This window comes from Marinobacter algicola DG893 (assembly GCF_000170835.1).
In the GTDB taxonomy this organism is placed as follows: Bacteria; Pseudomonadota; Gammaproteobacteria; order Pseudomonadales; family Oleiphilaceae; genus Marinobacter; species Marinobacter algicola.
Genome location: NZ_ABCP01000047.1, coordinates 1 through 25,219, shown reverse-complemented (window position 1 = coordinate 25,219; position 25,219 = coordinate 1). Strand labels below are relative to the sequence as shown.

35 protein-coding genes are annotated in these 25,219 nt (G+C 58.1%); 25 read left to right on the top strand and 10 right to left on the bottom strand.

Annotation, left to right across the window (positions count from 1 at the left end):
* Positions 1-597 (top strand): hypothetical protein (locus MDG893_RS18075; RefSeq protein ID WP_007155280.1); only part of this gene is annotated, 597 nt, incomplete at its 5' end.
* A 34-nt stretch (positions 598-631) separates the two neighbouring features.
* Here the strand turns inward: MDG893_RS18075 and MDG893_RS18070 are convergent.
* Positions 632-1,426, bottom strand: coding sequence for an HNH endonuclease family protein (locus MDG893_RS18070; RefSeq protein ID WP_007155279.1), 795 nt, complete (start codon positions 1,424-1,426; stop codon positions 632-634).
* Between the two features lie 97 nt (positions 1,427-1,523).
* Here MDG893_RS18070 and MDG893_RS18065 point away from each other — a divergent pair, with 97 nt between their 5' ends.
* The 13 genes from MDG893_RS18065 (at position 1,524) to MDG893_RS17995 (ending at position 6,288) form a co-directional block, all read left to right on the top strand.
* Positions 1,524-1,913, top strand: a complete 390-nt coding sequence (locus MDG893_RS18065; protein WP_007155278.1) for a helix-turn-helix domain-containing protein — start codon at positions 1,524-1,526, stop codon at positions 1,911-1,913.
* Positions 1,910-2,350, top strand: a complete 441-nt coding sequence (locus MDG893_RS18060) for a hypothetical protein (protein WP_007155277.1) — start codon at positions 1,910-1,912, stop codon at positions 2,348-2,350. Before MDG893_RS18065 ends, MDG893_RS18060 begins: the two co-directional genes overlap by 4 nt.
* 261 nt (positions 2,351-2,611) lie before the next feature.
* Positions 2,612-2,803, top strand: a complete 192-nt coding sequence (locus MDG893_RS18050; RefSeq protein WP_007155275.1) for a carbon storage regulator — start codon at positions 2,612-2,614, stop codon at positions 2,801-2,803.
* Positions 2,796-3,005 (top strand): hypothetical protein, encoded by a 210-nt coding sequence (locus MDG893_RS18045; RefSeq protein ID WP_007155274.1) that lies wholly within the window; start codon positions 2,796-2,798, stop codon positions 3,003-3,005. Before MDG893_RS18050 ends, MDG893_RS18045 begins: the two co-directional genes overlap by 8 nt.
* 4 nt (positions 3,006-3,009) lie before the next feature.
* Complete coding sequence (locus MDG893_RS18040; protein ID WP_007155273.1) at positions 3,010-3,231, top strand: hypothetical protein; 222 nt, start codon at positions 3,010-3,012, stop codon at positions 3,229-3,231.
* A gap of 3 nt (positions 3,232-3,234) precedes the next feature.
* Positions 3,235-3,849 (top strand): HNH endonuclease signature motif containing protein, encoded by a 615-nt coding sequence (locus tag MDG893_RS18035; RefSeq protein ID WP_007155272.1) that lies wholly within the window; start codon positions 3,235-3,237, stop codon positions 3,847-3,849.
* A gap of 40 nt (positions 3,850-3,889) precedes the next feature.
* On the top strand, positions 3,890-4,078 hold the full coding sequence (locus tag MDG893_RS18030; RefSeq protein ID WP_007155271.1) for a hypothetical protein: 189 nt from the start codon (positions 3,890-3,892) through the stop codon (positions 4,076-4,078).
* A gap of 237 nt (positions 4,079-4,315) precedes the next feature.
* Positions 4,316-4,504, top strand: coding sequence for a hypothetical protein (locus tag MDG893_RS18020; protein WP_007155269.1), 189 nt, complete (start codon positions 4,316-4,318; stop codon positions 4,502-4,504).
* Positions 4,501-4,728: a hypothetical protein gene (locus tag MDG893_RS18015; RefSeq protein WP_007155268.1), complete on the top strand. Its 228-nt coding sequence runs from the start codon at positions 4,501-4,503 to the stop codon at positions 4,726-4,728. The genes MDG893_RS18020 and MDG893_RS18015 overlap by 4 nt, the downstream gene beginning before the upstream one ends.
* Positions 4,728-5,024, top strand: a complete 297-nt coding sequence (locus tag MDG893_RS18010; protein ID WP_007155267.1) for a hypothetical protein — start codon at positions 4,728-4,730, stop codon at positions 5,022-5,024. Before MDG893_RS18015 ends, MDG893_RS18010 begins: the two co-directional genes overlap by 1 nt.
* On the top strand, positions 5,021-5,344 hold the full coding sequence (locus MDG893_RS18005) for a hypothetical protein (RefSeq protein WP_007155266.1): 324 nt from the start codon (positions 5,021-5,023) through the stop codon (positions 5,342-5,344). Before MDG893_RS18010 ends, MDG893_RS18005 begins: the two co-directional genes overlap by 4 nt.
* Before the next feature lie 3 nt (positions 5,345-5,347).
* Positions 5,348-5,623 (top strand): hypothetical protein, encoded by a 276-nt coding sequence (locus tag MDG893_RS18000; RefSeq protein WP_007155265.1) that lies wholly within the window; start codon positions 5,348-5,350, stop codon positions 5,621-5,623.
* Entirely contained in the window at positions 5,620-6,288 is a 669-nt protein-coding gene (locus tag MDG893_RS17995; protein ID WP_007155264.1) for a hypothetical protein, read from the top strand. Before MDG893_RS18000 ends, MDG893_RS17995 begins: the two co-directional genes overlap by 4 nt.
* A 310-nt stretch (positions 6,289-6,598) precedes the next feature.
* Here the strand turns inward: MDG893_RS17995 and MDG893_RS17985 are convergent, their stop codons facing one another.
* The gene (locus tag MDG893_RS17985; protein WP_007155262.1) at positions 6,599-7,261 is read right to left on the bottom strand and encodes an SOS response-associated peptidase; all 663 of its coding nucleotides are present in this window, start codon (positions 7,259-7,261) and stop codon (positions 6,599-6,601) included.
* Positions 7,262-7,322: 61 nt separating this feature from the next.
* Between MDG893_RS17985 and MDG893_RS17980 the strand changes: the two genes are divergently transcribed.
* A complete protein-coding gene (locus MDG893_RS17980; RefSeq protein WP_007155261.1) occupies positions 7,323-7,622 on the top strand; it encodes a hypothetical protein in 300 nt (99 codons plus the stop codon).
* Positions 7,619-8,014 carry a hypothetical protein gene (locus MDG893_RS17975; protein ID WP_007155260.1) on the top strand — a complete coding sequence of 132 codons (396 nt, stop codon included), beginning with the start codon at positions 7,619-7,621 and terminating at the stop codon, positions 8,012-8,014. Before MDG893_RS17980 ends, MDG893_RS17975 begins: the two co-directional genes overlap by 4 nt.
* A gap of 114 nt (positions 8,015-8,128) precedes the next feature.
* On the opposite strand, the gene MDG893_RS17970 is transcribed toward MDG893_RS17975, so the two are convergent.
* From MDG893_RS17970 to rpe, 4 genes are all read right to left on the bottom strand, one after another.
* Positions 8,129-9,442 (bottom strand): tyrosine-type recombinase/integrase, encoded by a 1,314-nt coding sequence (locus tag MDG893_RS17970; RefSeq protein ID WP_007155259.1) that lies wholly within the window; start codon positions 9,440-9,442, stop codon positions 8,129-8,131.
* A gap of 200 nt (positions 9,443-9,642) precedes the next feature.
* Positions 9,643-11,130: an anthranilate synthase component I gene (trpE, locus tag MDG893_RS17965; RefSeq protein WP_007155257.1), complete on the bottom strand. Its 1,488-nt coding sequence runs from the start codon at positions 11,128-11,130 to the stop codon at positions 9,643-9,645.
* A gap of 177 nt (positions 11,131-11,307) precedes the next feature.
* Positions 11,308-11,997: a phosphoglycolate phosphatase gene (locus MDG893_RS17960; RefSeq protein WP_007155256.1), complete on the bottom strand. Its 690-nt coding sequence runs from the start codon at positions 11,995-11,997 to the stop codon at positions 11,308-11,310.
* Positions 11,994-12,680 carry a ribulose-phosphate 3-epimerase gene (rpe, locus tag MDG893_RS17955; protein ID WP_007155255.1) on the bottom strand — a complete coding sequence of 229 codons (687 nt, stop codon included), beginning with the start codon at positions 12,678-12,680 and terminating at the stop codon, positions 11,994-11,996. Before rpe ends, MDG893_RS17960 begins: the two co-directional genes overlap by 4 nt.
* Positions 12,681-12,874: 194 nt before the next feature.
* Here rpe and MDG893_RS17950 point away from each other — a divergent pair, with 194 nt between their 5' ends.
* The gene (locus MDG893_RS17950) at positions 12,875-13,867 is read left to right on the top strand and encodes a DUF3530 family protein (protein ID WP_007155254.1); all 993 of its coding nucleotides are present in this window, start codon (positions 12,875-12,877) and stop codon (positions 13,865-13,867) included.
* A gap of 6 nt (positions 13,868-13,873) precedes the next feature.
* On the opposite strand, the gene MDG893_RS17945 is transcribed toward MDG893_RS17950, so the two are convergent.
* From MDG893_RS17945 to MDG893_RS17930, 4 genes are all read right to left on the bottom strand, one after another.
* Positions 13,874-14,161: a type VI secretion system PAAR protein gene (locus tag MDG893_RS17945; RefSeq protein ID WP_007155253.1), complete on the bottom strand. Its 288-nt coding sequence runs from the start codon at positions 14,159-14,161 to the stop codon at positions 13,874-13,876.
* 131 nt (positions 14,162-14,292) lie between these two features.
* The gene (locus MDG893_RS17940; protein ID WP_007155252.1) at positions 14,293-15,048 is read right to left on the bottom strand and encodes a DnaJ domain-containing protein; all 756 of its coding nucleotides are present in this window, start codon (positions 15,046-15,048) and stop codon (positions 14,293-14,295) included.
* Positions 15,038-15,730: an N-acetylmuramate alpha-1-phosphate uridylyltransferase MurU gene (gene murU, locus MDG893_RS17935; protein ID WP_040474760.1), complete on the bottom strand. Its 693-nt coding sequence runs from the start codon at positions 15,728-15,730 to the stop codon at positions 15,038-15,040. Before murU ends, MDG893_RS17940 begins: the two co-directional genes overlap by 11 nt.
* A complete protein-coding gene (locus tag MDG893_RS17930) occupies positions 15,727-16,764 on the bottom strand; it encodes an aminoglycoside phosphotransferase family protein (protein ID WP_007155250.1) in 1,038 nt (345 codons plus the stop codon). The genes murU and MDG893_RS17930 overlap by 4 nt, the downstream gene beginning before the upstream one ends.
* A gap of 329 nt (positions 16,765-17,093) precedes the next feature.
* On the opposite strand from MDG893_RS17930, the gene MDG893_RS17925 reads away from it, so the two are divergent.
* The 8 genes from MDG893_RS17925 (at position 17,094) to MDG893_RS17890 (ending at position 24,886) form a co-directional block, all read left to right on the top strand.
* The gene (locus tag MDG893_RS17925) at positions 17,094-19,406 is read left to right on the top strand and encodes an LPS-assembly protein LptD (protein ID WP_244264451.1); all 2,313 of its coding nucleotides are present in this window, start codon (positions 17,094-17,096) and stop codon (positions 19,404-19,406) included.
* A 65-nt stretch (positions 19,407-19,471) separates the two neighbouring features.
* Positions 19,472-20,794: a peptidylprolyl isomerase gene (locus MDG893_RS17920; RefSeq protein ID WP_040474759.1), complete on the top strand. Its 1,323-nt coding sequence runs from the start codon at positions 19,472-19,474 to the stop codon at positions 20,792-20,794.
* Positions 20,791-21,792 carry a 4-hydroxythreonine-4-phosphate dehydrogenase PdxA gene (pdxA, locus tag MDG893_RS17915; protein WP_007155247.1) on the top strand — a complete coding sequence of 334 codons (1,002 nt, stop codon included), beginning with the start codon at positions 20,791-20,793 and terminating at the stop codon, positions 21,790-21,792. Before MDG893_RS17920 ends, pdxA begins: the two co-directional genes overlap by 4 nt.
* Entirely contained in the window at positions 21,789-22,619 is an 831-nt protein-coding gene (gene rsmA, locus MDG893_RS17910) for a 16S rRNA (adenine(1518)-N(6)/adenine(1519)-N(6))-dimethyltransferase RsmA (protein ID WP_007155246.1), read from the top strand. Before pdxA ends, rsmA begins: the two co-directional genes overlap by 4 nt.
* Positions 22,612-23,412 carry a symmetrical bis(5'-nucleosyl)-tetraphosphatase gene (locus MDG893_RS17905; RefSeq protein WP_007155245.1) on the top strand — a complete coding sequence of 267 codons (801 nt, stop codon included), beginning with the start codon at positions 22,612-22,614 and terminating at the stop codon, positions 23,410-23,412. Before rsmA ends, MDG893_RS17905 begins: the two co-directional genes overlap by 8 nt.
* A 61-nt stretch (positions 23,413-23,473) precedes the next feature.
* Positions 23,474-23,794 (top strand): DUF423 domain-containing protein, encoded by a 321-nt coding sequence (locus tag MDG893_RS17900; RefSeq protein WP_208855216.1) that lies wholly within the window; start codon positions 23,474-23,476, stop codon positions 23,792-23,794.
* 27 nt (positions 23,795-23,821) lie between these two features.
* The gene (thiS, locus tag MDG893_RS17895; protein WP_040474762.1) at positions 23,822-24,022 is read left to right on the top strand and encodes a sulfur carrier protein ThiS; all 201 of its coding nucleotides are present in this window, start codon (positions 23,822-23,824) and stop codon (positions 24,020-24,022) included.
* A 54-nt stretch (positions 24,023-24,076) separates the two neighbouring features.
* Positions 24,077-24,886, top strand: coding sequence for a thiazole synthase (locus MDG893_RS17890; RefSeq protein ID WP_007155242.1), 810 nt, complete (start codon positions 24,077-24,079; stop codon positions 24,884-24,886).
* Positions 24,887-25,219 lie beyond the last annotated feature (333 nt).

Below are 25,219 nucleotides of genomic sequence, written 5' to 3'. Positions count from 1 at the left end.
TCGGTAGTCGCCGTCGGTGTTGGTGCACTGATCGGCTACGGGGTTTTCACCGCGCTGGCGCCAGGTCAATCATCTACGCAGATAGAGGCCTACAACAACACCATCATTAATGTTGGTGGCCAGGTTGGTGTAGAGGCAGAAGATATTGCTGCGTTCTTGAAGGGAACCAAAGATAAAAAGAGGTTGGCGAAACAGGCGGTTGCCGTGGTTCGGCCCGCAAAAGCAGATCCGGATGCCACCATCGAAATAGATGAGATGCCAGATCTTACCGTAAGCAATCAGTTTATCCAGAGCACTCCTGATGAGTATGAGCCGCCAATGCCCACGGAAAAGACTGAGAGCTATCGGGATGTCGACATAATTATCTACGCAAGTGATAGGGATAAATCAGATAAGGCATGGGCGGGCACAATCCCAGGTATCGTAGACCACAGAGTAAGGTTTAGTCTTTCTGAATCGATTGACCCACGAGAGCTTCATGGCCGGATCAAAGCTCGAGGAGATATTGTTGTGACCTTCAGATTTGTAAAAGCGAAAAAGGAGTATGAGGCAAAGCTGGTGGAGATCGACTCAGTGGATATGACTCCGCGTCGTTGAAGTTTGCTCGCGCACAGTAAGTCAGGGCCGGACATTACCGGCTGCAGTGTTCCGCTAGCCGCTGTTGATGCCTCTGGCTCTCGATTTGCGACGGATCGAGTCCATATATCTTCGTGATCCTCAAAAACCTACTCACGTACTGACACTTCCCAGCAGGCGGCAGCCATTCTTCCGGACCCCTTGCGCCTTTCTGGCGGTTTAGGGATAGCTCTACACTCCACAGATTCACCGGGTCATTTGCGAACTTCTCCCGCTTGGCCCTGGACCAAGTATTGGCTCCATGATTCCAGGCCCACTTCAGTGGCACGACGTGATCTATATCGATATCTGATGCGTTCTGGATAACCTTGCCGGTGAAAGGGCTGATCCAGCGGCCTGTGACCACCCTGCAGCGGCGTTCGTCCGCAAATCTGACCGTGGTGCTGGACTGAGCGATCAGCGCCTCTGCACGGCTGTCCTGACAGTCTCCGTCCGAATCATCCCATCCGTGTCCGAACTTACTTCTCTCATAGCCGGTGTTGTTGCTCGCGATCGTCACGCTGGCGGACGCCTTATCGGTTTGTTGCCCGCCCATGCCCTTTGGTAACCGTCCGCCAGCGGCCAGGCAGGATTCCACCGAATTGAACGGCTTGTAGTTCTTTGTCCGGTCGTAATAGGAGCTGGCTGGCGGGTGGCATATGCCCGACTTGGTTTTCTTCACCAGGTCGGCAAGAGCGCCTGGAGCTGGAGCAACAAGTAGCGCTGACACTAGAACTGCAGTAATTCGGAACACGGATCCCTCCTTTTTGATGTCGCGAAAGATAACCGAAACCAGGGGTTTATCCAACACAAGGTAAATTCCACAAAAAAGATTACCTAAAGGTATTGACGTTAATGTTTACCCGAAGGTAATCTTTACCCATACCGTTGATCAGGGAGACAACAACATGGGTCGCAGAGCAAAAATCATATTTCCCCGAATGGATGTGGAGCTGGCGGACGAATCACGTTTGCCGCCACGTCGAGGCCAGGTTCTCCGCCTGACCGCTCAGGGGCTTTCCACGAAAGACATCGCCGATCGCCTGGGTATATCCGTTCAGACAGTTGAGTGGCACATGGGCGAACTGAAAGACCAGTTCTGTGCCTTCAGCCGCGTTGACCTGATCAGCCAGGGATGGATGCAGGGGCTGTTCCGGGCCAGGGCTTTAGCTTTCCTGCTTATGGCTTTTTCAACCTTCCCAGCAATGCGTAGCAGGCCAACGCCGATGACCGGCGTTCGGCAGCCAGCAGTCCGCAACATCGTTGGCAGGAAAGAGATTCCGGGGGTGCTGTCATGAAAAAGGCACTCTTCGCAACACTGGTGCTGGTATCTGCCCAGGTCATGGCCACTGAAGCTCATCTGCACGCAGGCGCGTGGAGCCAGCATTTTTCTGACGAGCAGCGGAACGAGACCCACGACTTGATTGCTGTGGAGGTCGACTCCTACATGGCCGGCTACTTCGAAAACAGCTACAGCGAAGATGCTCTTTTCGCAGCAAAGCGGTGGTCGTGGCAATACGGCAACTTCGAGGCGGGCATCGCGGTAGGTGCAGTCTATGGATATCGGTCTTGCACCAAGGGCACAGCCGATCGATCACGCCGATTATGCCCGCTGGTTTATCCCTCTCTGACTTACACGAAGTACGTCATTCAGCCCTCAGTTCTGGTGTTGGGCAATGCCGTGGCCGTGTCGATCAGAGCGGACCTTTCGTCGCTGTTTGGTGACGAATCATGAATCCCTTTGTTCATAAACCTCAGCGCGCATAACCAGGAGAAACCATGACCACTTTAACGATAGAGCTACCAGATGATGTAACTGCGGAACAAATCCGGGGCGCAGCAGATTCCTTGGGCTGCGACCTGCGCTTGGACGGCGATGGGAAGAACCTCAAGGCAGTGCCACGGAAGCCTACAAACGTGGTTCGGATGCCGACGCGAATCAGGGAAGTCCACCAGCCGAGCCCCGGCTCAGCTTAATTTCACGAAGGAGAAGGCAATGGCACTCATCTTAACGCGTCGCCCAGGCGAGACGATCATCATCGAAACCCCGAGCGGGGAAGTGGTGGAGGTCACCGTAGTGGGCACGAACGGCCCTCAGGTCCGCATGGGCATCAGCGCACCCAAGCACACGACCATTGACCGTGAGGAAATCTACAGGCGCAAGCAGCGGGAGAAGGCTCATGGCTGATCCGGTTGTGCTGCAGAAGTATTCAGCAGATCTGCACCAGGTGCTTAAAGACCTGACAGGTTTGGCAAAGCTGGGCAGCGCTCCGCTGAACACTTATCAGGCTGCAGTGCGCAATTCGGACGAGCTCCTGAAGCAGATCGAGCGCGAATCCACGGAGCGAAAGCTCCTCGAGCAAATTGAACGAGAGTCCAGGGAGGAGTGATCCCATGAAGAACAAATTGACTGACTTGAACAATCATCTGTTTGCCCAGCTTGAGCGGCTCAACGATGAAGGATTGAGCGGGGAAGCCCTGCAGGACGAGATAGAGCGCAGCAAGGCGATCACCGGTGTCAGCAAGGAAGTGGTTTCCAATGCCCGGCTTGTCCTGAATGCCGACAAACACAAACGCGAATACGGCCTGATCGACAGCCCGAAACTGCTGGAGTGAGTCATGGTTACCTGGACTGCACAAAAGGATGACTGGCTGCGATCGCTCTATCCGGATACTCCAAACCGGACCATCGCGAAGGTGCTGAACTGCAGCTACCTGGCTGTGAAGAACCGGGCCACTACCCTCGGGCTGAAAAAGGATCCCGGTTACATGGCCAGCAAGCCGGGCTGCTTCCGGCCTGGGCAGACCAGCTGGAACAAGGGCCTCAGCTATCAACCAGGTGGCCGGACTGCTGAGAACCAGTTCAAGCCAGGGCACAAACCACAAACATGGGTGCCAGTAGGCACTGAGTCGGTCGACAAAGACGGCTACCTAAAGCTCAAGATCAGTGACGATCGGGCAGTGCCGAGCCGGTACAACTGGAAGTTTGTCCACGTCATGAAGTGGGAGGAGTACCACGGCCAGCCGGTGCCGCCGAAGCACATCGTTCGACTGAAGGACGGCGATAAAAGGAACTTCGAGCGGGAGAACCTGGTGCTGGTGAGCATGGCTGAGAACGCAATCCTGAATAAGTTCTTTGCCATGAAGAATCCGCCGGAGGGTGGCTTCGACGTCCTCCTGAATCTGGCCAGGATCAAGCTGGCCACCACCAAACGTAAACGGGAGATGGCGTGATGAGCGGCTATACCCCCCCCAGATCAAGGTGTTGCAGCACATGCGTGACACCGGGCAGTGCATCAACGTGGACGCCGGCGGCAAAGCTTTCATGGTCGACGGCACGCAAGTGAATCAGCTGACACTCCGGGCCCTGGTAAAGAAACAGGCGCTGATCCCATGCGGGAAGGATCTGTTCGGGCAAGGGGTGACGGCATACAGGATTTCAGAGGAGGCGATCGCGGCATGAACGGAATAGACGCGAGAACAGTTATCAGCCTTTCCGATAAGCGGAACCAGGCAGAAGCCGACAAGAGGCAAGCGCTCCTGGAGTTGGCCGAGATGAAACACGAGCTGACTCTGCTGAGGCACATGAAGCGGGAGATCCTGGTCTGCCTTCTGGATCGCCGGCTGCCAATGAGTAAACGGCCTGGCGCATCCGCCAGCTGCCAACACACGATCGGCCGTATAGCGAGGATCGTTCGGAATGCGCACCCAGGGAAATGAGCTGATCTACGAGCTCAACGCGGAGGCCGTTATCGAAATGGTCCAGAAAAACGGTCTGGCCTACATCCATGGCAGCGGGTGCGCCATCTTGAGGGATGGCACCTGGCTCCAGCCGGAGCAGTGGAACATATGGCTGGCACACCTGGAAGAAATGGAGCAGTGCGAATGATTACAGAAGAGCAGCGTGATGAGGTGGTGTGGCTGATCGGAACGTCCGCCAGCGATTGTGAGATAAGCCTGACGTGCCAGGTGGAAACGTCACCACTGAGAGTGCTTACCAGTGTGGCCACGGCTCTTTTCTATATGAACGAGCAGGGCATCGAGAAAGTGTCCCACCGTAAGGCCCTGGTTAAGGCGGGCAGGGCGGCGCTGAAGAAGATGGGGGATATGTGATGGCCATGACACCGGCCGAACGCAAGCGCCGCCAGCGCGAAAGGGAAAAGGCCCTGGACATTAAAGCCTACACCATGGATCTGGCCGCTACTGAGCGGGCCGCGATCGCAGAGGCAGCCAAGCTTCGGGGATTCGAGGACCAGACCGAGTACATCCTTGCGCTGGTTTATAAAGATCGTGACATGTCACGAAAGGAAAACGTGTGCACCTATCCCGACTGCCGGTGCCCGTTTGATATGGGACCGGATGGTAAATGCCTGGTGGGGAAGCCGCAGAAACATGAGGTGGAATCATGAGCAAGTTACAGCAGTGGATTGACGCAGCCCTGGAGGTCGCGGACAGCGAAGACATGAGCGATGACACAGTTATTCCGACATGGCCGAAAGAGTGCGTTGATACCGGCCGCTACCCGGCCCTTACCGTCGGATGTCTCCGTGAGTGGCGCGATCAACCTAAGCCACCCCATGCCGGCCTAGAAGTTATGGGCAACATCGAGGTCGACGAAGGCGGACAGCTGCAGCGCTATGACCGGGCCCTGGTCCTCACCTTCAACAGCACTGACGAGATCCGCCGGGCCATTGCAGCAGAGCAATGCACCTTCGGGTTCAAGGAGTAAACCGTGAGCCAGCCACAAATACAGATGCCCCGGGCCTGTGATAGCTGCGAACACTATAAGCCGGTCGGGTGGGACGAGGACAAGCACTGTCCGTTTAAGGGGCAGTCCGCCAGCTCGCCAAAGCCAACGCGCACACCCTTTGGGCAGTGCGATCTGCACGGTACTGAGGTATTCGCCACCGAAATATGCAACAGCCATGAGCCGGAGCCTTTCGTTCACCTGGTGGATGTGACCAACAGGCCTGAGCCGAGGACTGCGATTCAGGAGAGATTGCTGTGACAGAGCGGGAAGAGTTTGAGAAGTGTTTTAAAAGGCCGAATTGCGTTAGATGGAGCGAAGATTTTGAGAAGTACGTTGAGACAGGCAGCGGCTCTCCATCAGTAACGAGTCGCTACAACGACCGCTGGGCAGTCTGGCAAGCAGCCCGCGATCAGGAGGGCGGGGAGGCTGTGGGCAGAATTATCGACATGGGAGACCAGAAGTTTATCGACATGGACGATGAAACACTGAACGGCCTGCCAGTAGACACCAAGCTCTACACCCACCCGCCCCAGTCTCAGGGAGTGCCGGAGGGGTGGAAGACTGCAGCAAAAGGCGCTGTCGATTTTGCAAAAGCAGATGGGATGGTTCTTCACTATCCGCAAGTAGCTGTAGAGACAATTACAGGGTTGGCCAATCTGATACTTTCAGCGCCATCCACCCCCGCCGCGCCCCAGGCTGACGAGTGGGTTAAGTGTGTGGACCGGCCGCCAACCGAAGTGTTCTCTGAGATGGATACACTGATCGATCTACTGCGCGACGCTGCAATGAGTGAGGGCAAGATTGATACCTGCTATGACGAGCCAAACAAAAACCCTCGATTGGCGACAGCCTTGAACTGGCTGGCCGACTTTGTGTCTACCGGCCTAACCCGCCCGCAGCCGCCTGAACAGGAGGGTGAGTGATGGTTATGACCACCGGGTTAAGTGACTTTGAAAAGGATTTGCCAACCGGGGACCGGGAGGTAGATGAAGTCCTCGCAGAGGCTAGAGAGGTAACCGGGAAAGACTGGCAGGTAACTGTTACACGCAACTCAGAAGCCCGCCTTTTCAGGAGCCCAAAGATAACTGAACGGTGGCAACTTTATGTCTACGTTGGCGGATTTCTGCCATGGCAAGTCCTGGGTTGCGCTTCCTGTAAGCGAAGCGTTTTCGCCTACCTTTGCGGCGTTGTTTCTGGGGCTCGCATAAAGACACGGGAGGCTGAGTGATTTCCTCAATCCGTTTCCAGAACCTCCGCTTCCCCAACAGGCTCCAGGTCATTGGGGCTACGGACAGGCTCGCAAACAAGCGGCGCCGCAATGTGGCTCTTCATCAGGCCCTGGAATGCATCTGTCTGGTGGAAGTTCGGATCCAGCCACATGTCGAAGTCTTCCGGCCGGAGCATCAGCGGAATGCTCTTCGGGTGGATATGGCTGAATCGCGGGTGCGGCGGGAGCGTGATCACGGTGAAGGAGTTAACCCGGTCATCCCCAAATCGCCAGCTCTGCCACAGTCCGGCCAGCGCCGTGGCTTCGCCCTGTGGGTGGATGTTGTATACCTGCTTACCGCGCCATTCGTGGAAGGCGCTGACGGGGACGATACAGCGCCGGCTTGGATAAGCCTTCTTCCAAAGCGGGCTGGAGGTGAGCCGATCGGATCGGGCATTGAACGTGTGGAACTTCGGGTTTGGCCGGTACCCGGTACCGTCTGGCTTCTCCTCGATGAGCAAGGACCAGATTCCGGGGACCAGCTGGCGGCCGTTTCCGTCTTCCAGGACAAATTCGGCCGTGCCACCAGGTGGGACGTTAAGTTGAGGCTTGGGCCGGTACGGCATTCCCAGCTCGTCCATCAGCTCCCCGACCACGGGACTGTCAGTCACATTGAATCTGCCACACATGGCGGTTCTCCCTTTATCACTGGGCAGAGTATAGCCAAAAGGTTTTTTAACGGGGGTGAGCATGGCTAAGTATCAAGATGGGGAGCTTATCGTTCTTTATTTCGAGGATTACACCCACCCAGAGTTTGTTAAGGGGGAAGTCTCTCTGGATCATGCCCAAAAAGTAGTTGGCGACTACCACGGCGACGATCTGCGAGTTACTGAAGTCACCCATAAGTATGCATTTTGGGGTGTGGGCCAGGATGAAATGGGTGAGAAATGCCAAATTCTTTACACACGAGACGAACCGGGAAGGGGTAGGTTCAAGGTGACAGAGTGCACATGCGAGTGGGCAAAGAGCGACAGGGGCGATAAGGCATGAACCAGGCAGAACTATTCCCGGTGGATCCGCCAGCCCCAACCTTTGAGTATGGCGGTTACATGCCGCCAGCAACTCGGACCTATCGAGTCGAGGAGTTTCCGGCCAAGTACAAAGATCTGCATGGCCTTATCACTCTGGAGGTGCCAACTCTCTTCTGGCTCATGGATCGGGTGATAGAGGTACTGCGAGGCGGGCCTGTTCATTGGTATGACATGGACAAGGCGATCGGGTTGCCAGTTGATACGTGCACCCTGTCGCGGCACCTGGACCTGATGGCAAGTCGGGGCCTGATTCATGCGGAGCCGGTCTACTTCGGAAGTTCATCCCCGCACCTGGGTAACTACAGGGGATTCCAGCACAGTTATTCACTACCAGATATCGAGGTTGCGTGATGGGGCAGGAAAACAAGCGACAGAAGAGGCCGCCGGAAGTGGTTCCGGAGCTGATGACGGCTCAGCAAGCCGCGGACTTTTGCGGCATGGGCCGCAGCACGCTTTTCAAGCTGATCAGTGAAGAGCTTTTCCCGGATGGCCGTCAGATGCCGTGGGGAAAGCGGTGGCATCGAGATGTCCTTCGGCAATGGCTCGACGCACAATGGCAGGCAGCGGAGGCACCGAAGGCCGGGAAGTCTCGCCATGCAGCCTGAGTGTATCCACCAGGTCCGCCCACCACTGCAGCATGATCCGGCGCTGATAGAGGTACTCGGCGTGATTGTAGCTGGCCCGGGACTTGTTTTCTTCAGTGTGGGCCAGCTGCCTTTCAACCCAGTCACCATCGAATCCGTAATTGTTGAGCAGTGTTGACGCGGTAGTTCTAAAGGCGTGTCCGCTGAAAAGGCCGCCATAGCCAAGCCGTTCCAGAACCCGATTGATCGTAGTGGCAGACATTGGCTCGGTTGGCTGCCGAAGGTTCGGAAAGCAGTAAGGCCGGTTGCCAGTTAAGCCTTCTAGCTCTCGCAACAACTCCACCGCCTGGGAAGATAGAGGCACCAGGTGAGTAACCCCGCGCTTCATCTTTTCCCCAGGGATTGTCCAGGTGGGTTCTTCTGATTCCAGATCGAACTGATCCCACCGGGCAGACCGCACTTCCACCGTTCGCGCCATGGTCAGCGCCAGCAGCCGAATGGCGATCTCGGTTATCCGATATGCTATAGCGCCCTCTTTGGGCCAGATGGCCCGGCAAAGCTTTCCGAATTCGTCCAGGTTGTAGGACGGCTTGTGTTTCGCTTTCGGCTTTTTGATGGCGCCGCGCAGAGGTGCAGTCGGGTCATTGTCAGCCCTCAGTGTGGCGATCGCATGCCGGTAGATGGCCGCCAGCCATTGCTTAAGATTCACAGCAACCGTTGGTGCCCGCTCCTCAACCCTTTGCAGCTCGGCCAACATCTGGGCCGGAGTGATATCACGAATGCCTTTCTTTCCCAGATTGGGCCAGATATCCGCTTCCAGCATTCGGGTTACCTGCCGGTGGTAATAGACGCTCCAGCCGGCTTTGTTTCTGGCGATCCATTCCTTACCAACTTCCTCGAGGGTGTTGGCCTGCTCTGCCCGCCTCTCCGCCAGCTCCCGTTTCTTCACTTCTGCCGGGGCCTCACCGTTGGCCACACACTTCTTTGCCCAGTCACGGATTGCCCTGGCTTCGGAGATGGTAATGGTGGGGTATTCTCCGACGGTATACATGCCGGCTTTGCCATGGAGTCGATACCGGTACCGCCAGAATTTGGAACCACTGGGCCGGATCTCCAGGGCAAGACCACCGGAGTCAGCGAGGCGATATGTTGTGTCTTTGGCTTTTGCCTTCCGAGCCTTGGTATCAGTGATCATAGGCGGTATCTGTGAGTAACGGGTGAGCGTTACTCACAATCTTACTCACAGTGGTCGTGGCTTGCCATGAATTCATTTGAACTCATATGGACTCGTTTTCCAGTTAATCAACGGGTTACCGAATCGCCGCGAACTCATTTGCACCCATATGGACGGCGTGCTGGTTATCGATCATCAGCAACATAATCTTGTCCTCCGCCTCAGTGGTCGAAATCGTTGTAGGTCATGGCGACAGCGCGGAAGATCGCGCGGCCCTTGTTCATGGTTTCCTTCCACTCAAGGCGGGGTACCGAATCGGCCACCACGCCGGCGCCTGCCTGAATATGCAGGGTGTTGTCTTTGATTACGGCCGTGCGGATGGCAATGGCGGTATCCATGTTGCCATTGAACGACAGATAACCCACGGCACCGCCATAGACGCCGCGCTTCACCGGCTCCAGTTCGTCGATGATTTCCATGGCGCGGATCTTGGGAGCGCCACTGAGGGTGCCGGCGGGCAGGGTGGCGCGCAACACGTCCAGGCAACTGGTGTTGTCTTTCAGGCGACCGGTGACGTTGGAGACGATGTGCATCACGTGGGAGTAACGCTCCACAATCATCTTGTCGGTCAATTTTACCGTGCCGGTCTCGGACACCCGGCCAGCGTCGTTGCGGCCCAGGTCGATCAGCATCAGGTGCTCGGCGATTTCCTTGGGGTCGGCCAGCAGTTCCGCTTCCATGGCCCGGTCCTCGGCGTCGGTAGCGCCACGCTTTCGGGTGCCGGCGATCGGGCGCACGGTGACTTCGTCATCTTCCACCCGCGCGAGGATTTCCGGCGACGAGCCTACGATCTGGAAGTCGCCCAGATCCAGAAAGTACATGTATGGGGACGGGTTCAGTACCCTCAGCGAGCGATACAGGTTCAGCGGTGGCGCCTCGAACGGAATCGACATGCGCTGGGAAATCACCGTCTGCATCACATCGCCGTCCAGAACGTATTCCTTGATCCTGCCGACGGCCGCTTCGAACTTTTCCTGGTTAAACCCGGAAATGAAGTCGCTCTCGTCCACGGTTTTACCGCGCAGATGTTCCGGTGTGCGGGGAGCGTTGGTCGTCTGCCGGTGCAGGCGGGACTCCAGGTCGTCGATTCGCTGTAGTGCCTGTTCGTATGCGCCTTCCTGGTTTGGGTCGGCATGGACAATCAGGTGCAGTTTGCCGCGCAGGTTGTCGAACACCACAACGTCATCGGACACCATCAGCAGGATGTCGGGTGTGCCGATCCTGTCCGGCGGGCAGGTGTTGCGCAGGCGCTTTTCGATGTAGCGCACGGTGTCATAACCGAAATAGCCAACCAGACCGCCATTGAAGCGGGGCAATTCCTCCAGGTCCGGCGCGTTGAAGCGGGCCTGGTAGTCTTCCACAAAGGCCAGTGGATCGTCGACGGTGGTTTCTTCGATCACCTTGTCGTCGCGGGTAATGGTGACGGTGTGATCATGGACCTTGAGAACTTCACGGCTGGGCAGGCCGATGATGGAATAGCGGCCCCACTTTTCGCCGCCCTGGACGGATTCGAACAGATAGGAGTAGGGGCCACTGGCCAGCTTGAAATAGGTGCTCAGGGGCGTATCCAGATCGGCGAGGACTTCGCGGAATACGGGGATACGATTAAAGCCGGCCTTGGCGAGCTCGGCGAATTGCTCGGGTGTCATGATAACGGTTCCTGAAATCTGATTTGTATGGTGGACGTTCGGGCAGCATTTAGCCGGTGCGCCATCGCCACCATCGTGTCGCGCGGGTTGTCAGTACGCCACGCGCTGTCATCAGACTCAGTCCCTGCACGGCAGGAATCTCCCGAATTGAAGGTTTCAAATCAATATCCTGTGAGATTACAAAAGCTGGGCCAGGGAATCAACAACGGCATCCGCGCCGAGCGTATCCACGGGCGCCCCATAATTGTAGCCATATCGTACCGCCACCGAGGGAATACCGGCTGCCAGAGCCGCGCTGATGTCGGTGACCGAATCCCCCACCATCACCGTGGTGCCTCGGGTACCGCCGAGTTCGGTCATGGCATGGATCAACGGTTGTGGGTCTGGTTTGCGTACCGGCAGTGTGTCTCCACCGATGCTGATATCGAACCAGTGTTCAATGCCCATCTGCTCGAGCAACGGTGCCACAAACTGCTCCGGCTTGTTGGTGACGATGCCCATACGGCAGCCGTAGTCGGCCAGGCGGGTCAGACATTCCTCCACGCCGTCGTAGAGCAGGGCATGCTGGCCGTTGAGGTTTTCGTAGGCATGGTAGAACATCGCCAGTGCGTCATTGAACAGTGCGTCGTCCTTCGGGCTTGCCGGTTCCCAGTCCGCCTGCCCGGCAAGGGCACGCCGCACCAGCACGCTGGCGCCATTGCCCACCCATTGGCGCACATTGTCAGCGCCGGCCTTGCGACGCCCCAGCTGTTCCAACATGGCGTCAATGGCCGCCGCCAGATCGGGGGCGCTGTCCACCAGGGTGCCGTCCAGATCGAACAGCGCCACTCCCGGCCAGCGTTGGCTGAACAGTCCTGCCAGGCTCATCGGTTTGAACCCTGTTTGGCCAGTTCCAGCTCTGCCCGCATGTTGTCGATAGTGGCTTTGTAGTCGTCGGTGTTGAAGATGGCGGAGCCCGCGACAAAGGTGTCGGCGCCGGCCTCGGCGATCTCGCGGATGTTGTCGGTTTTCACGCCGCCGTCGATTTCCAGGCGAATGTTGCGGCCGCTGGCATCGATGCGCCTGCGGGCTTCGCGCAGTTTGTCGAGGGTGCCGGGAATGAATTTCTGGCCGCCAAAGCCGGGGTTTACCGACATCAGCAGGATCATGTCCAGTTTATCCATCACGTGATCAATGTAGTGCAGTGGTGTGGCCGGATTGAACACCAGGCCCGCCTTGCACCCACCTTCACGAATCAACTGCAGCGAGCGGTCGATGTGATTGGAGGCTTCCGGGTGGAAGGTGATGTAGCTGGCGCCGGCATCGATGAACATCCGGATCAGGTCGTCGACCGGAGAAACCATCAGGTGCACGTCAATTGGAGCGGTAACGCCGTGTTTACGCAATGCTTCGCAGACCATGGGGCCGATGGTCAGGTTGGGTACGTAGTGGTTGTCCATGACGTCGAAGTGGACAATGTCGGCGCCGGCGGCCAGTACGTTATCGACTTCCTCGCCCAGTCGGGCAAAATCGGCTGACAGAATGGACGGGGCAATCTGGAAAGGGTTCATGACGGCTCTCTTGAACGGTTTGATAGTGATATCGACAATGGCGCGTACAGCGGTTTTCTCTGTAAAAGCCTGCAAAAGGCTGCAAGAGTCTGCAAAGGCTGCTGGGCCGCAAAGCTGTTAGTCTACCAGTTTGATGGTGATTTTTCGCACGGAATGAGTGACGGCCTGTGAGCAGATGGATTGAAAAACCGGTTATGAAATGTCTGGTCCTTCTGGCCGTTGTTGGTGCTTTATGGGCCCCGCAAACGTTGGCGCAGGCGCAGAACGACGCGCAGGACCAAAGTGCCGGCATGATCGGCCAGGACGCTGAGACAACTGCCGGGGCGGCCGTTAAGCGACCATTGATATCGACGGGGCTCGATTCGGACGCAATCGCCCGAACCTGGCCGGACTCGTCCGTATGGCTGGAGCCACCGGAGGAAGAGCCTGTGCTGGCCCTGTTTGAGCCGGAAGCCGAGACGCCTGCGAAGGGCGCACTGGTGATTCTGGCCGATGAGGGGCAGTCGCCGGCTTCCGGATTGGCTGCTGCCCTGCGACAGCCGATGGCGCGTGCCGGCTGGGCTGTGATGGTGCTCGGGCTTGAGATACCGCCGCATGAGGTACAGCAAGCGCGTCGACAACGGGGTTTAGAGGCGCCCGAAGAGGCGGGCGCGCCGGATAAGGACGCCGCCGATGAAACGGGCGATAAGCCTGGCGAGTCGGTGATGATTGATGTGATGGCCAGTGACGACGTTGAGGCATTGGCAGACCAATACCGGGCCCGCATCCAGAAGACTCTGACCGCGGCGGTTGGCAACCTGGTTGGTCGTGGTTACAGCCGGGTGGCCATGGTGGGTGTCGGCCGGGCGGCTGGTCACGTCACCCGCGCGGCTACTGCCAGCGGGGGGCAGGATGTGTCGGCGCTGGTATGGATTGCGCCAGAGTTTAGTCAGAGCGATTCGAAAGCCCTGACGGAGTCGCTTGGTGAGTCCGGTGCGCTGCGCGTGCTGGAGCTTTACAGTGCCCGCAGTTCATTGGGCACCGGGAGCACAATTCAAAGGTCGCCAAAGCAACGGGAGGCCGCACTCAGGAGGGCGGGGGTTGCAGATTACTCCCAGCAACCTGTCGCAATGGCTGAACAGCCACAACCCAGGGAGGCGCCAGCGCTCACCAACCGCATCGCAGCCTGGCTGGCCTCCGAACGCTAGGAAATATCAGCCACCCACAGCGGTGGATGAGCCGATGACAACGCCGCCGCAGCTGACAGCATCGCCGGTCAGTGCGGCCGGTTTGCCTTCAATCATCACCGTAGGGCTGCCAGCTGCGATGGCGCGGGGGTGTGGTGGATGCTTGGGCTTGGAGTGCATGGCGAGCTGATCGCCCAGTCGCGCAACGGGTTTGCCGTCAATCAGTACGGTCGCGCTGCCGGTGATGACTGGGGTTGGGGGAAAGCCTTGGTGATCGGTTCCGATGTCGCCGAGGAGGACGAGTTTCTTACCCATGGGAATGCTCCTTTTCTGTGGGTCTTGCAGGCCGCTGGTCCGTGGGCCTTTCTTTTGCACGTTTATGTTTCTGTGGTGCGGTTCTGATCTTGAAGTCTAGCAAGCTTGGCGCTGAACTCAAAATGCCGGATTCACACCGACAGGCGCTGGTTGATCAGTTCCCAGGCCTGCTGGTAGCGCAGAAGGCGGTCCTTTGCCCTGGTCAGTTCCGCCGGGCTCAGCTGCTGCTGCGCCAGTTTGTCCGGGTGGCATTCCGACACTTTTTTTCGGTAGGCCCGTTTGATCACCTCGCGGCTGTCACGGCGGGTAACGCCGAGAACCTGGCAGGCCTGTTCGAAGGTTGAGGGTCGTGGCTGGCTTTCCGGTTCGGTGATCCAGACCTTGCTGGCGTAACTGTCGAGAATGTCATCGCTGACCCTGATCGGCAGTCCCATCTGGTCAATGGCATCCTCGCAACGATAGCGGCGGGGCTTTTCGGGGCGCCCCTGCAGCTGTGCTGCGTGGCAAAGGCAGATGGCAACGCGCAGTGAGGGGGAGGGCCAGATTCTGTGGGTCAGGCGCAGGCCCAGAGCTTTCAGGGTAGGGATGCGCTCAGCGGTCTTGCCCTTGCGGAAATGGCCAATGGCCTTGCGCCGCTGGCGACCGGAGAGTTTCAGGGCTTTCATCAGGGTTTCGGCGAAACCGATGTCTTTCTCTGTTACCCGCCCTTCCGATTTGGCGATGTAGCCCAGGAAAAAGAACAGGCTTCGGCGACACCAGTGCGGCAATCGGGTTCTGACCAGCAATTCGGTGGCCTGGTGGCCGCAGGCGGTCAACTCACCAAGCAGCTCACTGAACTCCGCTTCCATGCGTGCAGGCAGATTGTTGTCTCTGGTCTCAGAGGTCATGGCTCAGTCCGCCTTCCCGCAGCATCCGGTCCAGCTCCCGCAGTCGTTCCGGCGTACCGATATCCATCCAGTGACCGGTATGGCGAATGCCTTGCACCCGTCCCCGGTTCATGGCATCCCGCAGGATTGGCGCCAGTTTTCGGGTGCCCGGTGTCAGCCCCGAAAACAGACGACGATTCAATAGGCTGATGCCGGTAAACGTTAGTGCTTCAGGACCGCTCTCAATCACCGTGCCATCCGCCCGCAGGCAGAAGTCGCCCGCCGGGTTGTGGTCAGGGTTGCCGGTCATGACCAGTAGTGCGTCGGCATGTTCGGGTGGCGTCAAATGGGCCAGATCAAAATCGCACCAGATGTCACCATTGATCACCACAAACCACTCTTCGTCGCTGCTGGTCAACAAAGGCAGCGCCTGAAGAATCCCGCCAGCGGTCTCCAGAGGATCGCTTTCCCGGGAGTATTCAATGGCCAGCCCGTCGTTGCTGCCGTTTCCCAGTTCCGCTTCGATCTGCGTGCCCAGCCAGGCGTGGTTGATCACGATCTCCCGAAAACCAGCGGCTTTCAGCCGTTCCAGATGGTGCACGATCAGCGGCTTCCCACCGGCAGGCAGGAGCGGCTTCGGGGTGGTCAGGGTCAGCGGCCGCATGCGCTCGCCTTTACCGGCCGCAAGAATCATCGCTTTCACTGGCCGAATGTCTCCACTGGGCCGATCTGCTGCTCGATGGACGGCACCACGGTGTCGGTGAGCCATTCATGGAAGTGGCGCAGGGCGGCCTGACGGCTGCTGGCCTCCACCAGATAGCCCACGGTGCGGGGAACATCCTTCAGGAATCCGCTCTTGCCATCACGTATGGCCAGTCGGGCAAAGATGCCCGCGGCCTTCAGGTGGCGCTGCATACCCATGAGTTCCAGCCATTGGCGGAAGGTGTCCCGATCGGCCTTGTGAAGGCCTGCCTCGGCACTGAGTAAGCGGAAACGCTCTGTCCACTGGTCGATGCGTTCTTCCGGCCAGCGGATATAGCAATCTTTCAGCAGCGATACCAGATCGTAAGTGACAGGGCCGCGTACGGCATCCTGAAAGTCGATCACACCGGGCCTTGTGGTGCCTGGGCGGACCAGAAGGTTGCGGGAATGGTAGTCACGGTGCACCGCCACATCCGGCTGGGCCAGGGCGCTCTCCCGCAGGAAGGCAAAGGTGGTGTCCAGCAGAGCGCGTTCTCCGTTGGAGAGCGTCAGTCCCAATTGCTGCGTCAGCAACCAGTCCGGAAACAAGGCCATTTCCCGATCCAGCAAGGCGATGTCGTAAGCCGGAAGTGGGTAGTCGGGTGCATCGCCGGTCTGCTGTATGCGGACCAGCTCGTCCATTGCAGCGCCATAAAGCTGGTCGGCGTTGGTGTGGTTCAAGGCGCCGAGCATCAGGGCGTCACCAAAGTCTTCCAGCAGCAGGAAACCCCGGGTCAGGTCTTCGTGGACGATGTCTGGCACAGCGATATCGAGGCTGCGCCAGTGATGGGCGATCGCCACGAAGGGGTGGCAGTCTTCATGCTCGGGCGGCGCATCCATCACTATATACGGCCGGGACCCGGTGCCATGTGGGTCGCCACTGACGCGGAAGTAGCGGCGGAAGCTCGCGTCGCCAGATACTGGCTCGGGTGTCGCCTGGTCAAAACCGGGAAGGTCTCTGACCCACTGGGTGAGCATTGTCAGGCGGGTATCCATGGAATTGGCTGTTTTCCTGGCTTAGAAGTTATTGATGACCTGGCCGCAACGAACCTGCGGGCTCATGGCCGAAAGTTAGCAGATCAGTATAGAGGCGGTAAAACGGTTTTGCAGCAATGCTTGGTTTCCGTTAACAAAGGCCGGTTTCCGTTAACAAGGCCAAGGGCGCCGTGTAAACTAGGCCGCTGTTAAGTGTCTCCGACAGCTGCGAATCCATTCTGGACAGGAACCTGCTCACCGTGCCAGCCCCAATTAGGAAGCTGCGAATGCCAACGCCCCTGAGGCGGTCCCGTCTCGGGTTGCTGTTCGTGTCCGCTGCGGGTTGCACAATGTTGGCACCAATGCCGGTGGTTTATGCCCAGGAAGCAGCCCCTTCGGCTGCCGAGATGGACTGGCGGCCGAAGTCTGATTTGCCAGAGGATGTCCGTCGTTCCCTGCCCGATTTTTGTGACGGTGGCTATCTGCCGTCCGTGGTCCCGGGAACAGTAGAGGGAGGCGCCGGTGAGCCAGCAGCGAAACATGGCCAGGCGCCCCTGCAGGCCAGTGGGCTCAATGCGCGGTACGAACTCGACAACGAACTGTTTCTGCGGGGAGATGTTCGTCTGCAGCAGCCGGGATTCCAGGTGACGGGCTCCGAGGCCCGCTACAACCAGGCAACCGGTGCGGTGGCCATAGAGGGGCCGCTGACCAGCCGCGGTGACGGCTTCCTGCTGACCGGGGAACGTGCGGACTATGACGTCAACAGCGGCCGGGTGGACATCAATACCGCGACCTTTCTCCTGCACGGCCCGGAAATGCGGGGTTCCGCTATTCAGCTTTCCCGCACGGCGGAAGACCAGGTACGAATTCGTGGCGGCTCACTGACCACCTGCGCCCCGGACAACAACGATTGGTCCATCGTGGCGTCCGACATCCACCTGGACCAGGGCGAAGGTGTGGGCACCGCAAAGCACGTACGCCTTGAGATCAGTGATATCCCGGTGTTCTACTGGCCCTATGCCAGCTTCCCCATTGACGACCGCCGCAAGACCGGCTTTCTCTATCCGTCTTTCGGCACCTCCAATGCAGGCAGCGGCGCTTTCCTGTCCGTTCCTTATTACCTCAACCTGGCACCGCACTACGACGCTACGCTGACGCCTCAGTACATACATGGGCGTGGATTGTTTACCGAGGCAGAGGGGCGTTACCTGAGCAGTCTGGGGGAATCGGTGCTTCAGCTGGGCTACGCTGGCAACGACTCCGAGTACGAGGAAGAATTTCCCTCGCAAGGCGGCGAACGCTGGGGTCTTGATTTCAGTACCCAGGCGAGATTCGGATACGGCTGGACCGGCTACGGGGATTATTCCGTGGTTAGCGACGACGACTACCTCAGCGATCTCAACCGTAACCTGGAGATCAATCGCGCGACCCATCTGCGTCGCCGGGGCGGTATCCGCTATCGGGATTCATCACAGTATTTCGAAACCTATCTCAACGGCTACCAGACCATCAGCGATTTCATTGCCGACGAGAACATTCCGTACTCACAGTTACCGGAAGTATTGTACGGCGCCACCGTGGATGCAGGGCCGGCGGAACTGAACCTGGAAAGCCAGTACACTTATTTTCACCGTGATAATGATGACCTGACGGGACTCGACCGGGCCAATGGCCAGCGATTTCGGGCCATACCCGAACTGGCGCTGCCTATGCGGGCGCTTTGGGGTTATGCCAGGCCCTCCGTCAGTGTCGATTACACACGCTATGAACTGGAGGACTACACCGCGCGGGACCCCGGCTTTGATCGCACCGTTCCGGTCGCGGAGTGGGATTCCGGCCTGTATTTTGATCGCCAGTCCAGCCTGTTCGATATTCCCTATAACCAGAGCCTGGAGCCCCGGCTCTATTACGCCTGGGCTGACGCCGATGCGGACCAGTCGTTCATTCCAGACTTCGATACCGCCATTCGCTCGTTCAGCTTCGACCAGTTGTTCCAACGCAACCGTTTCAGCGGCGGTGATCGGGTGGGTGACAGTAATCAACTGACCGTGGCGCTAACCAGCCGTTTCAATGATCTGCTCACCGGCGCCGAACGTGCCCGCTTCAGCATTGGTCAGGTTCACTATTACGATGACAGGGAAGTGTCGCTTGAGGGGGAGGGTGCCTCTGACACCAGTGACTCCCCGCTGGCCGGTGAAATGGTTTTGCGGCCGGTGGACGGCCTGGAGGTTCGAACCTCCGGCTTGTGGGAGCCAGACACCAGCAAGACGCAGGAAGGTCGCAGTCAGCTGATTTTTCACTCCGATGACTATCGTTACCTGGCCAGCCTGGGGCACAGTTACCGGCGAGGTGAATTCGAACAGTCGGATATCGGGGGCGTTTTTCCTGTCACAGACCGTGTTAGTCTGATCGGCCGCTGGGTCTACGATTCCGAGCTTGATCGTACGGTCGGTTCACTGGCCGGGCTGGAATACAATAATTGTTGCTGGAGTGTGCAGCTGGTGCACCAGAACTACCTGACGGACGACGAACAGCTTGAGAGTCGCATGCTGTTTCAGATTCAGCTCAAAGGACTGGGCGGGAGCGGCGGATCGTCCAGCCAGATTTCCGAAGCCATCTATGGCTTTGACGAAAGGGAACGTCGCCGTTTCGGTGATCGCTGATGCCTGGCAGTCAGGCTGGGGATGCCGGGGGTGACAGGCAGTATTCTTCCATACTAGAGGTGACTATGAAGGCGAACCTTCGCCATTGCGCACAAATGATGCTGGCACTGATGGTTGTGATGGTATCCGCAACCGTACAGGCGGACCGCAAACTGCTTGATCAGGTGGTGGCGGTCGTCAACGACGACGTTATTCTTCAGTCCGAGCTCGAGGCACGGATCAACACCATCACCGGGCGGCTGCGCGCTCAGGGCACCGGATTGCCCCCCAGGGATATTCTGGAAGAACGGGTTCTGGAACAGCTGATCAGCGAGTCCATCCAGTTGCAGATGGCGGACAGGGCCGGGATGCGCATCAGCGACAACGAGCTCAATGAAACCCTGGCATCCATCGCCCAACGCAACAATATGACGCTGGCCCAGTTCGAGCAACAACTGGTCCAGGAAGGCGTCACCTATCGCGAAGCCCGTGAGCAGATTCGCAACGAGATGATCACCAGCCGGGTACAACAGCGCCAGGTCGGCAATCGCGTGCGGGTTACCGATCGGGAAGTTGAGAATTATCTGGCAGCAATGGCAGGTCAGGGCCGTAGCAATGCGGAGTATGAGCTGGCCCACATTCTCATTGAGGTGAACGATTTTAATGACGAGGAAGAGGTCAGCGCTGCCCGCGAAAAGGTGGAGCAATTGCGTGAAGAGATTGCCGAGGGCCGGGACTTCCGCTCTGTTGCCGTCGCCGAATCCGATGCCAGCAATGCCCTCGACGGTGGCAACATGGGATGGCGTGCCGAGAACCAACTGCCGTCACTGGTGGCCGATGTGGTTCCGGATCTTGAAACCGGAACCGTATCCCCCGTGCTCAGGAACAGCAGCGGCTTCCACCTGGTGATGGTGATGGACCGTCGCGGCGGTGACAAAGCACAGTTCATCGAGCAGTCGAAAGTCCGCCACATCCTGGTACGCACCTCGGAAACCGTGTCGGAAGCCCAGGCGGAAGCAACCATTCGCGATCTCTACCAGCAAATCGACAACGGCGCCGATTTTGCGGTCATCGCCAGGGAGCACTCTGATGACCCGGTTTCCGGCTCTGACGGTGGCAACCTCGGCTGGGTCAGCCCCGGGCAGATGGTGCCGGAATTCGAACAGGCGATGATGGAGGCGGATGTGGGTGAGCTCAAAGGTCCGTTCCGCTCCCAGTTTGGCTGGCATATCCTGCAGGTTCAGGACCGTCGCCAGCAGGACATCAGTGGTGATGTACGGGAATCCGAGGCGCGGCAGGCCATCTATCGACGCAAGTTTGATACCGAACTGCAGAACTGGCTGCGTGAGATCCGCGACGAGGCGTTTATTGAGTTCAAGAGCGGCTACGGAGCTGACAGCCAATCATGACACAGCCGGTCATCCTCGCACTGACAGCGGGCGAACCTGCGGGCATTGGCCCGGAGCTTTGCCTGCAACTGGCCCTGAAAAAACGCGGGCCCGGCATTGTGGTGGTGGCCAGCAAACCTCTATTGGAGGCGCGGGCCCGTCTGCTTGGGCTGGAAGTGGCGCTGGAAGACTGGGCGCCGGGAGCGCCAGCCACCGCAGAACCGGGCAGGCTCTCCGTGCTTTCCGTTGATGGGCTGGCGTCCACCACGGCCGGCCATCTGGATCCTGCGAATAGCGCCTATGTTCTGGAAACCCTGCGAATAGCTGCCCAGGGCTGCCTTGATGGCATCTTCGACGGCATGGTGACGGCTCCGGTTCATAAAGGGGTCATCAACAACGCCGGCATTGCCTTTAGTGGCCATACGGAGTTCCTGCAGGAGCTCTGTGGCGTTGAGCGTGTGGTGATGATGCTGGCCACCGATGAACTTCGGGTCGCGCTGGTCACTACGCATTTGCCTCTTAAGGACGTCTCTGCCGCGATTACGGCTGAGCGCCTGACCCAGGTCACCCGTATTCTGGACAATGACCTGCGCAAGTTCTTCGGTCTGCAGCATCCCAGGATACTGGTTGCCGGCCTGAATCCACACGCCGGCGAAGGCGGACATCTGGGCCGGGAGGAAATCGACGTCATCGAGCCGACCCTGGCCACCCTGCGTCGGGAAGGCATCGACCTGACCGGCCCACTGCCGGCGGACACCTTGTTCACCCCCCATTGGCTCGACAACGCCGATGCGGTTTTGGCCATGTACCATGACCAGGGCCTTCCGGTTCTCAAGTTCCAGGGCTTCGGCCGGGCGGTCAATATCACCCTGGGCCTGCCCATCGTACGAACCTCCGTCGACCACGGCACCGCCCTCGATCTGGCCGGTACGGGCAAAGCAGATGCCGGCAGCCTGGAAACCGCAATCCGGGTGGGCGAACGAATGGCAACCTCAGCGAAAAGAGATCCTATCGAGTGAGTAGCAAACACGGCCATCAGGCCCGGAAACGCTTCGGTCAGAACTTTCTTCACGACCCCGGCGTGATTGAACGCATTATTCGCGCTATCCATCCCCGGCCGGACGATGCCCTTGTGGAAATCGGGCCTGGCTTGGGCGCTCTCACCGAGGAAATGCTTGCCGTTAACTCAAACCTCCAGGTGGTGGAGCTGGATCGGGACCTGATTCCCGTGCTCCGGACCAAATTTTTCAATTACCCCAACTTCCGCATCCATGAAGCGGATGCATTGAAGTTTGATTTCGGCGAACTGGTTGCCGACAAGCCCCTGAGGATCATCGGCAACCTGCCGTACAATATTTCCACGCCATTGATTTTCCACTTGCTGGGGCATTCCGGCGTGGTGCAGGACATGCATTTCATGCTGCAGAAGGAAGTGGTTCAACGGATGGCGGCGGTGCCCGGAGACAACAACTACGGCCGACTGGGGATCATGACCCAGTACTTCTGCCGGGTGCAGCCGTTATTTGAAGTCGGGCCAGGCGCTTTCCGGCCGGCGCCGAAAGTGGATTCCGCCATCGTTCGGTTGGTACCCCATAAGACGCTGCCGCATCCGGCAAAGAATTATAAGCTGTTGCAGGCAGTGGTACGCACCGCCTTCAGCGCCCGGCGTAAAACCCTCCGAAAGGCGCTGGCCGGCATGGTTTCCGTGGAACAACTCAACAGCATTGGCATCAACGATGGCCTGCGCCCGGAAAACCTTGGCCTGGCAGAGTATGTTGCGATTGCCGATTTGTTGGCTGACAGTAGACCTGAGAATTTCGGTGCTGATGAGGTAAGTCATGACTGATTACGCCATTGGCGATATCCAGGGCTGCTACGAACGTCTTCTGGATGTGCTCGCCAAGGTGGATTTCTCACCGTCGCGGGACCGGCTCTGGGTGGCCGGAGATTTGATCAACCGTGGCCCGTCTTCCCTGGAAACCCTGCGCTACGTTGAAAGCCTGGGGAGTTCTGCGGTGGTGGTGCTGGGCAATCATGATCTGCACCTGCTGGCAGTAGCCGTGGGTGGCCATGCCCTGAGGAACAAGGACACGCTCTCCGACATACTCGAAGCGCCGGATCACCAACGGCTTTTCGATTGGCTCCGACAGCAGAATCTCTGTGTTCACGATGAAGACCGCAATCTGGTCATGGTCCACGCCGGGCTGCCCCACATCTGGTCAGTGGAAGAAGCGGTGAGCCACAGCCGGGAAGTCGAGACGGTGATTCGCGGTCCCGAGGCCGAAAGCTACTTTGCGGATATGTACGGGAACCGGCCTGAACGTTGGCACCCGGACCTCAGTGGGATGGATCGATGGCGCGTTATCACTAACTATTTCACCCGTATGCGCTTTATTGCCGAGGATGGCACCCTGGAGCTTGCAGCGAAAGAGTCGGCCGAGTCGGCGCCGGATGGCTTTGCACCCTGGTTTCGCTTCCCTCGCCAGGATGATGTGCGTGTGGTGTTCGGACATTGGGCGGCACTGGAAGGGCAGACTGAAAGCACGCGCTATTTCGGGCTCGATACCGGTTGTGTCTGGGGCGGTAAGCTCACCTTGATGAATCTGGATACCGGGGAAAAGATCCACTGTGACTGCTAGACAGATAGAACCCCTTCGCCCGGCACTGGTGTTGGGCGCGCTGTTTGCCCTGTTAGCGGTGATGGCAGGAGCCTTTGGTGCACACGGGTTGCGTGGTGTAATTGACGAGCGGGGGCTTGAAGTTTTCCAGACTGCCGTCACATATCAGGTATACCACTCATTGGCGTTAATTCTTGTCGCGATACTCCCGGTTGCGGGTCTGTCGCGGCGTTTGCTCGGCATTGCGGCCGGCTTTTTTGTTGCTGGAATCCTGTTGTTCAGCGGCAGCCTGTACCTCCTGGTGCTAACGGACCTTCGCTGGATGGGGCCGGTTACGCCGGTTGGAGGAATCGGCTTTATGGTGGGCTGGATATTGGTTCTGATAGCGGGATTCAGGCGTTAGAGACAGATGTTTAAGGCAGGTAACGTTATGCAGGTACAGGTCAACGGTGACGCCATGGAGCTTCCCGAAGAAGTCACTGTCGCGGTATTGATAGAGCGGATGGCATTGGTTGGCAAGCGATTCGCTGTGGAAGTCAACGAAGATATTGTTCCCCGCAGCCAGCACGCCACGTTCAGCCTCAACGAAGGTGACAAGGTAGAGGTGGTTCACGCCATCGGCGGTGGTTAACTGCGGCTTTGCCATTCTTTTTCACGATTTTATTAACAAGTTCAGGTGTTCAGCATGAGTGACCGTTCCGAAAGACCGCTTCCCGAAGACAAACCGCTTGAAATCGCCGGCCGGGTATACCAGTCCCGGTTGCTGGTAGGCACTGGTAAGTATCGGGACATGGCTGAAACCGGCCATGCGATTGAAGCCAGCGGTGCGGAGATTGTCACCTTTGCCGTGCGCCGTACCAATCTGGGCCAGAACCCGGATGAACCGAGTTTGTTGGACGTGGTATCCCCTGAGCGCTACACCATGCTGCCTAACACCGCTGGCTGTTACACCGCAAAAGATGCCGTGCGTACCTGCAAGCTCGCACGGGAGCTGCTGGATGGTCATGACCTGGTCAAGCTGGAAGTGCTGGGTGAGGAAAAAACCCTGTACCCGAACATGACCGAAACCCTGGTGGCCGCAGAGGAGCTGATCCGCGATGGGTTCAAGGTGATGGTGTATTGCTCAGACGACCCGTTGCTGGCCAAGCGTCTGGAGGAAATGGGCTGTATCGCCATCATGCCGCTGGGAGCACCAATTGGTTCCGGCCTGGGTATCCAGAACCGCTACAACATCCGCCTGATCGTCGAGAACGCCAACGTACCCGTGTTGGTGGATGCCGGTGTTGGTACCGCTTCTGATGCAACCCTGGCAATGGAGCTGGGTTGCGATGGCGTGCTGATGAACACCGCCATCGCCCAGGCCCAGGACCCGATCCGCATGGCCAAGGCAATGCGCCTGGCCATTGAATCTGGCCGCGATGCCTATCTGGCGGGGCGTATGCCTAAGAAGCTTTATGCCAGTGCCTCGTCGCCTCTCGATGGCACCTTCTTCTGATGTGAGCCACAATCTCAAGACTCGACACGGATACAGGCGGGCAGGGTCATCTAATGGTGAAAAGATCGTCCTTCTGGTCAAATGGGGAATGTCACTAGCATAGCGCAAAACGTATGGAATAAAAACCCACTGGACCTGGCAAGCCGGTTTACTGGATCACTCTCACATCAATATACGTCCTTGATGTGTTCATGTTATTGACTAATTATTAATTTAAATTAAAATCCTTCTCATTCGTATTTGATATGATAATTCAATGATCCAGCCTGTCACCCGGTTACCTCGTTTCCTCACTGTCTATTGCACCCTCTTCGCGTGCTCATCCTCTGTCCT